We start from the raw sequence: 11,042 nt of genomic DNA, 5'->3' as shown, positions 1-11,042 counted from the left end.
CTTGGAGAACAGCCCTTGGAATCGATCAAGCGTGGCCATGGTTTACCTTCCAACTCACAACGGGTGAACAAAAACGTCGGGTGCCGGGTGGGGCGCCGTCAGGCCGCGATGGCCAGGAATTCGGGTTCGCTCACGAGCAGCTGCAGGTCGAGTTCCTGCCAATCCTGCCCCTGTGCGTCCACCAGAACGCGTGTCATGTAGCCGGGCGCGTCCGCCGGACGCTCGCCCAAGGCGCTGAACGCGCCGGGATTGCGCAGGCCCAGCAGGCGATCGATCCAGAACACCGCGTTCAGGCCGAGGGCGCCGTGCAGGCTCACCAGCCGCGACTCGGAGGTGATCCGCTCTGTGGCGCGCCCCGCGCCGCGAGCGGTCCCCTGCACCAGGCCAGCCAGGTCGATCACGCCATGCAAGCCACCGCGCAGGTTGGCGACGCCGAGGTACCAGGGCTTGGTGTACGGCACCCCCTGCACCGCCGACCAAGGAAAAATCTCGCCGGACTGCACCAGCGGCAACAGGTAGCGGCGACCGCCGGCCTCGATGGCCAGCCAGGTCGCGGTCAACGCTTCGGTCTTCGCTGCCGTGAGGCGCTGGGCCAGCCGTTCCTGGAGCTCCTTCAGCGACTGTCGTTTGGCCATGCTGGTGCGGTTCGGGCACCGGCCTCAGGCCAGCGCTCGGATCTTGGAAAGCAGTTCTTCGCCGTTGACCGGTTTGGTGACGTAGTCGCGGGCCCCCTGGCGCATGCCCCACACGCGGTCCGTCTCCAGGTTCTTGCTGGTGCACATGACGATGGGGATGCTCGAATACTGAGGATCGCGCGTGATGGCGCGGGTCAGCTGAAAGCCATTCTGGCCGGGCATCACCACGTCCATCAGAATGAGATCAGGCTTTTCCTCCCCGAGACGACGGAAGGCCTCGTCCGCATTCTCGGCGGTGCGCACCGTGTAGCCATTTTTGGTCAACAGATCCGACAGGACCAGCAGCTCGGTCTTCGAATCATCGACGACGAGGATCTTGTGGATGGGCATCAGGCAACTCCGTTGACGTTGAGATGGGCGCCAAACTGCTGCACGGCCTGCAGCAGCTGGTCTTTGGTGAAGGGTTTGGTGAGGTAGTCCTGCGAGCCGACCATGCGGCCGCGGGCCTTGTCGAACACGCCGTCCTTGGACGAGAGCATGACGACCGGGATGCTGGCGAAGCGGGCGTTGCGCTTGATGATCGCGCAGGTCTGATAGCCGTCCAGCCGCGGCATCAGGATGTCGCAGAAGATCAGGTCGGGCTGGTAGTCGTTGATCTTGGCCAGGGCGTCGAAGCCATCGTCGGCCAGCAGCACTTCATGGCCGCCTTGCTTGAGAAAAATCTCGGCGCTGCGCCGGATGGTGTTGCTGTCGTCGACGACGAGAACCTTCAGGGCAGGCGTTGCACTCACGATGGACGGGCTCCTCAACCACTATCGGGCCCGATGCGGCGGCGCCGCCCGGACCCCGGACAACGGATCGACGGCCCCCTGGCCACCGTCCGCTCAGATTTGAACCATCTCGAAATCTTCCTTGCGGGCGCCACACTCGGGGCAGGTCCAGTTCATCGGAACGTCGGCCCAGGGGGTGCCGGCAGGTACGCCGTGCTCGGGTGCTCCTGCTGCTTCGTCGTAGATCCAGCCGCAGATCAGGCACATCCAAGTCTTGCTGTCGCTCATGGTTTTTGTGGTCTGTATCGTAGAATGCAAGGATTGTATCCAGCCCGTTCAAGCGCTCTGCGGTGTCATTTCACAGGCGAGTGGACGGCGCCAGAGGCCCCCGCACCACAGTGCCTGCGGGCCCGCGCAGGCCGCACAATCCCCCCACCATGTCCGATCCCGACGATTCCTCCGTCGTCCGCGAGGCCACGGCCCCGGGCGAATCCCCCCTGCCCTGCGTGATGAGCTTCAACGCCAACGACCCGAGTGGGGCGGGCGGCCTGAGCGCAGACCTGACGGCCATGTCCAGCGCGTCGGCGCACGTGCTGCCGGTCGTCACCGGCGCCTACGTGCGCGACACCTCCGCGATCCGCGACCACTTCAGCCTCGACGAAGAGGCGGTGGTCGATCAGGCGCGCTGCGCGCTCGAGGACATGCCCGTGCGGGCGATCAAGGTCGGCTTCGTGGGCACGCCCGAGAACCTGAGCGCTGTGGCCCAGATCACCAGCGACTACACCGAAGTGCCGGTGATCACCTACATGCCCGACCTGTCCTGGTGGGACGAGCTCGACATCGAGAACTACCTGGACGCCTGCACCGAGCTGTTGCTGCCGCAGACCACCGTGCTGGTGGGCAACCACAGCACCCTGTGCCGCTGGCTGCTGCCCGAGTGGGAGGGTGACCGCCCGCCGGGACCACGCGACGTCGCCCGCGCCGCTGCGGTGCACGGCGTGCCCTACACCCTGGTGACCGGCTTCAACGCGGCCGACCAGCACCTGGAAAGCCACCTGGCCTCGCCCGAGACCGTGCTCGCCACGGCCCGCTACGAGCGCTTCGAGGCCACCTTCGCCGGCGCCGGCGACACGCTATCGGCCGCGCTGTGCGCCCTCATCGCCAGCGGGGCCGACCTGCAGACCGCCTGCGCCGAGGCCCTGACCTACCTGGACCAGTGCCTGGACGCCGGCTTCCAGCCCGGCATGGGCCACGCGGTGCCCGACCGCCTGTTCTGGGCGCACGAAGAGGACGCCGAGGCCACCGACGAGTCCGCCACCGATCCCGCGCCGCCCGACAGCGCGCTGGACGCGGGCGATTTCCCCCTGGACACCACCCGACACTAACCGACCCATGCCCGACCGCAACCTGGACCTGTTCGAGCGCGCCAAGACCCTGATCCCCGGCGGCGTCAATTCCCCGGTGCGCGCCTTCCGCGCCGTCGGCGGCACGCCGCGTTTCGTGCAGCGCGCGCAAGGCGCCCACTTCTGGGACGCCAATGGCCAGCGCTACATCGACTACATCGGCTCCTGGGGCCCGATGATCCTCGGCCACGGCCACCCCGCCGTGCTCGAAGCGGTGCAAAAGGCCGCGCTCGACGGTTTCTCGTTTGGTGCCCCCACCGAGCGTGAGGTCGAGCTCGCCGAGGCCATCGTGGCCCTGGTGCCCAGCCTGGAGATGGTGCGCCTGGTCAGCTCGGGCACCGAGGCCGGCATGAGCGCGATCCGGCTGGCGCGCGGCGCCACCGGCCGGCGCAAGATCATCAAGTTCGAGGGCTGCTACCACGGCCACGCGGACGCCCTGCTGGTCAAGGCCGGCTCGGGCCTGGCCACCTTCGGCAACCCCACCAGCGCAGGTGTGCCGCCCGAGGTGGTGCAGCACACCCTGGTGCTTGAGTACAACAACCTCGAACAGCTCGACGCCGCCTTCGCCGAGCACGGCGCCGACATCGCCTGCCTGATGATCGAACCGATCGCCGGCAACATGAACTTCGTGCGCGCCAGCCTGCCCTTCATGGCGCGCTGCCGCGAGCTGTGCACCCGGCACGGCGCCCTGCTGGTGTTCGACGAGGTCATGACGGGTTTTCGCGTGGCCCTGGGCGGCGCGCAGAGCGTCTACGCCCGCCAGCTCCCCGGCTTCGAGCCCGACATGACGGTGATGGGCAAGGTCATCGGCGGCGGCATGCCGCTGGCGGCTTTCGGCGGCAAGCGCGCCGTGATGGAGCAGCTCGCGCCGCTGGGCCCGGTCTATCAGGCCGGCACGCTGTCGGGCAACCCGGTGGCCACGGCCTGCGGCCTGGCCACCCTGGCCGAGATCCGCCGGCCCGGCTTCTTCGAGGCCTTGTCGGCGCGCACGCGCCAGCTGGTCGACGGACTGAAGGCCGCGGCCGACCAGGCCGGCGTGCCCTTCAGCGTGGACGCCGAGGGCGGCATGTTCGGCTTCTTTCTCATGCCGGGGCTGCCGCAGAACTACCAGGCCGTCATGAAGACCGAGGGCGCCCGGTTCAACGCCCTCTTCCACGGCCTGCTCGACCGCGGCGTCTACATCGCGCCCGCGCTGTACGAGGCCGGCTTCGTGAGCGCGGCCCACAGCGAGCAGGACATCGCCGACACCGTGGCGGCGGCCAGCGAGGTGTTCAAGACGCTGCCTCGAGTGGCGTGACGTGTCGAGCGTCGCCGCGGAACCGGCTTTGCCGGGCCGCGGGCGACGCCCCCTGAAAGGGGGGAAGCGGCCCTCAGGCCGCTGCGGGGGTCAGTGGCGAAAATGCCGCACGCCCGAGAACACCATCGCCACGCCGCGCTCGTTCGCGGCGTCGATGACCTCCTGGTCGCGCATGGAGCCGCCGGGCTGGATCACGCAGCTGGCGCCGGCGTCGACCACCACGTCCAGACCGTCGCGGAACGGGAAGAAGGCGTCGCTGGCCACCGCCGTGCCCTGCAGCGAGAGATTCGCGTGGCCCGCCTTGATGCTGGCGATGCGCGCCGAGTCGAGGCGGCTCATCTGGCCCGCGCCCACGCCCATGGTCATGCCGTCCTTGCAGAAGACGATGGCGTTGGACTTGACGAACTTGGCCACCTTCCAGGCGAACAGCAGGTCTTCGAGCTGCTGCGGCGTGGGCTGCAGCGTCGTCACCACCTTCAGGTCCTCACGCTTGAGCACGTGGTTGTCGGCCGACTGGATCAGCAGGCCCGAGCCCACGCGCTTCACGTCGGACAGGTTCAGTCCCTTGTCCCAGGCCGTGGGTCCGCCGGGCGGCAGATCGATCTGCAGCACGCGCACATTGGCCTTGGCCTTGAACACGGCCAGCGCCTCGGGCGAGTAACCCGGCGCCATCAGCACCTCGACGAACTGCTTGCTGATCGCCTCGGCCGCCGCGCCGTCGAGCGGGCGGTTGAGGGCGATGATGCCGCCGAAGGCGCTGGTCGGGTCGGTCTGGAAGGCTTTCTGGTAGGCCTGCAGCGGGCCGCCGCCCACGGCCACGCCGCAGGGGTTGGCGTGCTTGACGATGACGCAGGCCGGCTCGTCGAAGCTCTTGACGCATTCCCAGGCGGCGTCGGCGTCGGCGATGTTGTTGTACGAGAGCTCCTTGCCCTGCAGCTGCTTCGCCGTGACCAGCGAGCCCGGCGCGGGGTACAGGTCGCGGTAGAAGGCGGCCGTCTGGTGCGGGTTCTCGCCGTAGCGCAGGTCCTGCAGCTTGATGAAGCGGCCATTGGCCTGGGCCGAATAGGCGCTGCGCTTCGGCACCTCGTCCGCCGCGTCGAACTCGATGGAGGACAGGTAGTCGCTGATCGCGCCGTCGTAGTTGCTGATGCGGTTGAACGCCGCCACCGACAGGCCGAAGCGCGTCTTGTCGCTGAGCTTGCCGCTGGCCCGCAGCTCCTCGACCACACCCGCGTACTGGGAGGCGTCGGTGAGCACGGCCACGTCCTTCCAGTTCTTGGCGGCGCTGCGCACCATGGCCGGGCCGCCGATGTCGATGTTCTCGATCGCGTCGGCCAGCGTGCAGCCGGCCTTGGCCACCGTGGCCTCGAAGGGGTAGAGGTTCACCACCAGGATGTCGATGGTCTGGATGCCGTGCTCGCGCAGCGCGGCCATGTGCTCGGGCAGGTCGCGCCGCGCCAGCAGGCCGCCGTGCACCTTGGGGTGCAGCGTCTTCACGCGGCCGTCGAGCATCTCGGGAAAGCCGGTCACCTCGGCCACCTCGGTGACGGGCAGGCCCTGCTCGGCCAGCAGCTTGGCGGTGCCGCCGGTGGACAACAAGGTCACGCCGAGGGCGTGCAGCGAACGGGCGAGGTCGACGATGCCGGTCTTGTCGGAAACGGAAATAAGGGCACGCATGGGAAAGAAAGGGAGAGGTTGGGGATTCAGTCGAGCAGGCCGTGGTCGAGCAGCTTCTTGCGCAGGGTGTTGCGGTTCAGGCCCAGCCACTGCGCGGCGCGCGACTGGTTGTACTGGGCCTGGGCCATCACCACCTCGAGCAGGGGACGCTCCACCGCTTTCACCAGCATGTCGTAAAGGTGGGCGGGCTCGGTGCCATCGAGGTCGCGGAAGTAGCCCTCGAGGCTGTCGCGGATGCACTCGTCCAGCGGATTCGTCTTTTTCATGCGGCCAGCTTCCAATCGGCGCGATCGCCGAAGTCCGCGGCCATCCAGGCATCGAAGGCCTGGCTGACGACACGGCGTTGGTCATCGATGGTGTGGGTGGCGTTGACGCTCGCGCGAAAACGCGCGGCCTCGCCCGCGGGCAGGGCCAGCGACTGCACGTACCAGCCCAGGTGCTTGCGCGCGCTGCGCACGCCGGTGTCTTCGCCGTACAGGTCGTAGTGGTCGTCCAGGTGGTCGAGCAGCCAGCCCTTCACCTGCGACAGCGCGGGCGGCGGCAGGTGCTCGCCCGTGGCCAGGAAGTGCGCGATCTCGCGGAAGATCCACGGCCGCCCCTGCGCCGCGCGGCCGACCATGACGGCGTCGGCGCCGGTGCGCCGCAACACCTCGCGCGCGGCCTCGGGCGAATCGATGTCGCCGTTGGCCACCACCGGAATGCGCACGAGGCTCTTGATGTGGGCCACGGTGTCGTGTTCCGCCTGCCCCTTGTAGCCCTGCTCGCGCGTGCGGCCGTGCACCGTGAGCATCTGCACGCCCGCGCGCTCGGCGGCCAGGGCCAGCACCGGCGCGTTGCGCACCGCGGCGCACCAGCCAGTGCGCATCTTGAGCGTGACCGGCACGCCCCGCGGCTCGCAGGCCCGCACCACGGCCTCGACGATGCCGATGGCGAGCGCCTCGTCCTGCATGAGCGCGCTGCCGGCCCACTTGTTGCAGACCTTCTTGGCCGGGCAGCCCATGTTGATGTCGATGATGCGCGCGCCGCGGTCGATGTTGTAGCGGGCGGCGTCGGCCATGGACTGGGGGTCGGTGCCCGCGATCTGCACGGCGATGGGCGCGGACTCGCCCTCGTGGTTGGCGCGGCGCGAGGTTTTGAGGCTGTCCCAGAGCTCGCGCCGGCTGGTCACCATCTCGCTCACCGCGTAGCCCGCGCCCAACCGCTTGCACAGCTTGCGGAACGGCCGGTCCGTCACCCCGGCCATGGGCGCGACGAACAGGGCATTGGGCAGGACGTGGGCCCCGATCTGCATGGCGTGGCGGAACTGGCTGGACGGCGGGTTCGGAGGGGGACGCCGGGGACGGGCCGGCGGCGGAGGGCGGATTGTATCTGCTCAAATTTTCAGCAGACGAAGCGTCTGCCGGCACCACCGCATGCGCCCGCCGCGCCAGGGCCCGCCCCCAACCATCGGCCATATGGCCTGGCAACGGCACGGAACCCGTTGCACGCCCTTGCAACCCAGGTGTCGCATGCAGTCCATCACCTTGCTGGGCCGCGGCAATCGAGCAACCGCAGCCCTCTGGCGCGCTCTCAAGGTGACCCCGACATGAAAGCCTCATCCGGTACGAAGCGCCCGCCCGCCGGCCAGCATCCCCTGCAACCGGTTGTCGACAGGCTCCACAAGATCAACAAGAAGCACCCCGGAGCCGTGTTGTCCCTTCGCGAGAACCAGACGCTGAACCCGGACACTGTCGACGACCTGAAAGCCCGGCGCGGTGGCCTGCTCGGCAGAGTGTTGAACCCGTTCAGCCATCGGCGGCAATTCGCGGAGGGAAGCACGCAGGCGCTGAACTTCCTCCTCAAGACACTGGACCAGCACCAGCACAGCTTGAGCCCCGAGATCGCGAAGCAGGGCCGCAAGCAAGTGGAGCAACTCCTTCAGCAACCCCTTGGCAAGGGCCTTCCGGTGCAGGAGGCCCTCAACATCTACCAGGACATGCTGCAGCGCCAGCTGCACCAGTGCAGCGACGCCGCGGCGCGGGCCCGAAGCGCCGATGAGGCCTACAGGCAACGGTTCGATGACCAGCGACAACGGCCCCCGCAACGCCCCTCGACCCCGGTGCTGGCGCCAGACCAAATGGCCCACAACGCCCAAACCCTGTCGGACGCCTACCGCGACGCCGCCGGCAAGGCCTCGCGAGGGGAACCCGATGCAGGGCCCCCACCGGCCAACCCGCAGGCGGGTGCACTCGGCCAGTTGGCGCCCCTGCTGCACATCCTTCAAACGGCAATTGATAGCCCCGATGGGCATCGGGCCAGGCAGTTGCAAGACGTGTGGGAGGGCCTGGCGTGCCCGCAGGACATCGAAGAGGCCTTCACCCCACTGCGTTTTTCCCGGCATGTCCAGACCCTGCTGCAGAGCTGCAGCGACGCCCTGCAGGCGCTCAAGCGGGCGCAGTCCGACGGCGACCTTCGCGAAATGCGCACCTGCTGCGAAGGCTACGCGGCCTGCTTTGAGCAACTGATCGGCGACCTGACCGCCGCCGCCCGCGATCTTCTGGGCGCCGTGGCCGGCGGGCAGCTGCCCGCCGGCCTGCCCACGCCAGACAGCGTGTTCTTGCTGGACCTGGGAGAAACGCTGCTGGCCGCGGCCAAGGCATTGGCGGATTCGGAAAGCCCCTCGATGGCCAACCACCAATCGGCGCTCGCCTTGCTGGCGCGCGACGACGCCCAGCTGCGCACCGTGCTCGAGCACTGGAGCCGCCCGCACCGCCTCGACCAGCCACCTGGCGCCCCCCTGCCCGCCCAGAAACCGCGTGTCGATGCAAGAACGCAGATCGGCAAGCGCAACGCCCCCACGCCACCCGGGATGCCCATTCGCCGGCCACTCGGCCAGCTGGGCCAATACCGGATCAAAGGAAGCCCCATCGACAGCGGCGATGAATGGACCTCCAAGCCAGACGTGCCGATGCCCCCGCTCGTCAGCGCAGGGCCCAGCGAAAAAGCAGCGCCAACCGATCCGGTGGGGAGCTTCGACGATCAAGTCGAGGATTTCCTGAACGACATGGAAGCGCGGCAAACGTCTTTGCCCGGCCTGGAGTCGGTGACCTCGTTCGTCAACAGCCCGAGGCGCGGACCCGCTCCCGACACAGAGGAAAACACGGACGCGCTGCGGCGGCTGGTGGACGAGGAGTTGGAGAACCTGTTGGTGCAGATGGAAGAAGGACGCCAGCCCAAGCCCATGGGGTCCAAGTCCATGGGCTACGGCCTCGGCGACCCGGCTCCTGACCGGCAGCGGGCTTTCTCGGTCCCGGCGATCCCCAGCGGCAGAGCGACGCAGTCCACGAACCCCCAGGAGCCGACGGATGAGAAACCGTCGCGCCTGCAGCGGGTGACCCGACAGGTATCCAACTCCTGGTGGAAGCGGTCACCGTCAAAGTCGGGCCAATGAGTCCCCGTCCGCCGCATGGTTCACCCTCCCGCGCGCCAGCCGAGGCGGCGCGCGGGTCTCTGGATCGGTGACAGAATCCGCGCGGCCCACCCGCCGCGCCCATGCCCCCCTGGTTCCAGCACCTCGCCCAACTGCTCGCCCTGCCTGAGGTCGGGCTGACCACCGTCTTCGTGGTGGCCTTCGTCTCGGCCACGCTGCTGCCCATGGGCTCCGAGCCTGCCGTCTTCGGGCTCATCAAACTCAACCCCGAGTTGTTCTGGCCCGCCGTGCTGGTGGCCACGGCCGGCAATACGCTGGGTGGCGCCGTGAGCTGGGCCATGGGCCTGGGCACGCACCGGCTGGTGGACCGGGCGCGCGGCAACAGCACCGAGCTGCGCGCCCTGCGCTGGCTGGAGCGCTTCGGCCCCAAGGCCTGCCTGCTGAGCTGGCTGCCCGTGGTGGGCGATCCGCTGTGCGCCGTGGCCGGCTGGCTGCGCTTTCCGTTCTGGCCCTGCGTGGCCTACATGGCCATCGGCAAGTTCGCGCGCTACCTCAGCATGACGGCCGCGCTGCTGTGGGTGTTTCCCGAAGGGCTGTCCTTGTGAGACGCGATCCGTCCGCCCCCATCCTGTGGGCCCTCATGATCGGCAACCTCGTCATCGGCACGGGGGTCATGGTGGTGCCCGGCACGCTGAACGACATCAGCCAGTCGCTGGGCATTTCGGTGCCGCAGGCGGGGCAACTGATCACGGCCGCCGCCATCCTCATGGGCCTGGGCGCGCCGCTGTTCGCCGGCCTGGTGGCGGGCTGGGACCGGCGGCGCCTGCTGACGGGCTCGCTGATCTGGTACGGCCTGCTGCACGCGGCCTGCGCGCTGGCGCCCAACTACGCCACCCTCATGCCCCTGCGCGTGCTGGCGGTGATCTCGCCCGCCGTGTTCACGCCGCAGGCCGCGGCCTGCGTGGGCCTGCTGGTGCCGCCCGAGCAGCGCGGGCGCGGCATCACCTTCGTGTTTCTGGGCTGGTCGGTGGCGTCGGTGATGGGCATGCCTTTGGCCGCCTGGATCGGCGGGGCCTGGGGCTGGCGCTGGGCCTTCGGCCTGGTGGCGGTTTCGGCCTGGCTGGTCAGCCTCTGGGTCTGGCGCGCCATGCCCGACGGCGTGCGGCCCGCTGCGCTGTCGCGCGAGGCCTGGGGCCGCACCCTGGGCTCGGCGCCGCTCATGATGGCGGTGGGCGTGACCCTGCTCTCGGCCTTCTCGCAGTTCACGCTGTTCTCGTACTTCGCGCCCTACTTCGCGCAGACGCATGGGCTGAACGGCGCCGGGCTGTCGCTGCTGTTCCTGTGGTTCGGCGCCTTCGGCCTGCTGGGCAACGTGCTGGTGTCGCGCTCCATCGACCGCATCGGCGCGCCGCGCGCGGTGCTCATCACCCTGAGCCTGATCGCGCTGACGCTGTTGCTGTGGCCGCTGGGCCGCGCCTCGGTCTGGCTGCAGGCGCTGGTGCTGGTGCCCTGGGCGCTGGGCTGCTTCTCGGCCAACTCGGCGCAGCAGGCGCGGCTGGTGCATTTGTCGCCCGCCCTGGCGCCGGCGACGGTGGCCTTGAACAGTTCGGCCATGTACAGCGGGCAGGCGCTCGGGGCCGCGCTGGGCGGGCTGATGATCGCCCAAGGGCACATGCTGAGCCTGCACACCGTGGGCCTGGTGGTGGCGGCCACGGCCATCGCCCTGAGCGTGTGGGCGGGCGGGGTGTCGCGCCCGGCGCCCGCCGCCCAGGTCGCCCCACCCGGCCCATCGACCTAGTCCACCGCCGGGGGAACGCCTCGGCGGGCCCGGCCACTCAAGGCAGCACATCC

Annotated in this window: 12 protein-coding genes; 5 read left to right on the top strand and 7 right to left on the bottom strand. The window is 69.2% G+C overall.

The features are described 5' to 3' along the window. Nucleotides 1–98: 98 nt before the first annotated feature. The 4 genes from BGO22_RS21645 to BGO22_RS21630 form a co-directional block, all read right to left on the bottom strand. On the bottom strand, nt 99–635 hold the full coding sequence (locus BGO22_RS21645; RefSeq protein ID WP_070397332.1) for a chemotaxis protein CheW: 537 nt from the start codon (nt 633–635) through the stop codon (nt 99–101). 24 nt (nt 636–659) lie between these two features. Then, nucleotides 660–1,025 carry a response regulator gene (locus BGO22_RS21640; protein ID WP_070397331.1) on the bottom strand — a complete coding sequence of 122 codons (366 nt, stop codon included), beginning with the start codon at nt 1,023–1,025 and terminating at the stop codon, nt 660–662. Beyond that, a complete protein-coding gene (locus BGO22_RS21635) occupies nt 1,025–1,426 on the bottom strand; it encodes a response regulator (protein ID WP_175442774.1) in 402 nt (133 codons plus the stop codon). Before BGO22_RS21635 ends, BGO22_RS21640 begins: the two co-directional genes overlap by 1 nt. Before the next feature lie 93 nt (nt 1,427–1,519). Then, entirely contained in the window at nt 1,520–1,693 is a 174-nt protein-coding gene (locus tag BGO22_RS21630) for a rubredoxin (RefSeq protein ID WP_083292799.1), read from the bottom strand. 149 nt (nt 1,694–1,842) lie between these two features. On the opposite strand from BGO22_RS21630, the gene thiD reads away from it, so the two are divergent. Both thiD and hemL read left to right on the top strand, forming a co-directional pair. Further along, nucleotides 1,843–2,790 carry a bifunctional hydroxymethylpyrimidine kinase/phosphomethylpyrimidine kinase gene (gene thiD / locus BGO22_RS21625; RefSeq protein WP_070397330.1) on the top strand — a complete coding sequence of 316 codons (948 nt, stop codon included), beginning with the start codon at nt 1,843–1,845 and terminating at the stop codon, nt 2,788–2,790. A 7-nt stretch (nt 2,791–2,797) separates the two neighbouring features. After that, on the top strand, nt 2,798–4,105 hold the full coding sequence (gene hemL / locus BGO22_RS21620) for a glutamate-1-semialdehyde 2,1-aminomutase (RefSeq protein WP_070397329.1): 1,308 nt from the start codon (nt 2,798–2,800) through the stop codon (nt 4,103–4,105). Nucleotides 4,106–4,195: 90 nt separating this feature from the next. On the opposite strand, the gene purH is transcribed toward hemL, so the two are convergent. The 3 genes from purH to dusB are packed head-to-tail and all read right to left on the bottom strand — an operon-like array spanning nt 4,196 to nt 7,073. Then, on the bottom strand, nt 4,196–5,782 hold the full coding sequence (gene purH / locus BGO22_RS21615) for a bifunctional phosphoribosylaminoimidazolecarboxamide formyltransferase/IMP cyclohydrolase (RefSeq protein ID WP_070397328.1): 1,587 nt from the start codon (nt 5,780–5,782) through the stop codon (nt 4,196–4,198). 26 nt (nt 5,783–5,808) lie between these two features. After that, nucleotides 5,809–6,048, bottom strand: a complete 240-nt coding sequence (locus BGO22_RS21610; protein WP_070397327.1) for a Fis family transcriptional regulator — start codon at nt 6,046–6,048, stop codon at nt 5,809–5,811. Further along, nucleotides 6,045–7,073, bottom strand: coding sequence for a tRNA dihydrouridine synthase DusB (dusB, locus tag BGO22_RS21605; RefSeq protein ID WP_070397326.1), 1,029 nt, complete (start codon nt 7,071–7,073; stop codon nt 6,045–6,047). The genes BGO22_RS21610 and dusB overlap by 4 nt, the downstream gene beginning before the upstream one ends. Nucleotides 7,074–7,367: 294 nt before the next feature. Here dusB and BGO22_RS21600 point away from each other — a divergent pair, with 294 nt between their 5' ends. The 3 genes from BGO22_RS21600 (at nt 7,368) to BGO22_RS21590 (ending at nt 10,989) form a co-directional block, all read left to right on the top strand. Then, nucleotides 7,368–9,212: a hypothetical protein gene (locus BGO22_RS21600; protein ID WP_139146910.1), complete on the top strand. Its 1,845-nt coding sequence runs from the start codon at nt 7,368–7,370 to the stop codon at nt 9,210–9,212. Between the two features lie 101 nt (nt 9,213–9,313). After that, nucleotides 9,314–9,796, top strand: coding sequence for a YqaA family protein (locus tag BGO22_RS21595; RefSeq protein WP_070397324.1), 483 nt, complete (start codon nt 9,314–9,316; stop codon nt 9,794–9,796). A gap of 35 nt (nt 9,797–9,831) precedes the next feature. Next, nucleotides 9,832–10,989, top strand: a complete 1,158-nt coding sequence (locus BGO22_RS21590; RefSeq protein ID WP_070397323.1) for an MFS transporter — start codon at nt 9,832–9,834, stop codon at nt 10,987–10,989. Nucleotides 10,990–11,042: the final 53 nt, after the last annotated feature.

Origin of the sequence: Hydrogenophaga sp. 70-12 (assembly GCF_001897365.1) — a bacterium.
Taxonomy (GTDB): Bacteria; Pseudomonadota; Gammaproteobacteria; order Burkholderiales; family Burkholderiaceae_C; genus Hydrogenophaga; species Hydrogenophaga borbori.
The sequence above is the reverse complement of the archived record's forward strand: the minus strand, read 5'-3'. Positions and strand labels throughout refer to the sequence as shown.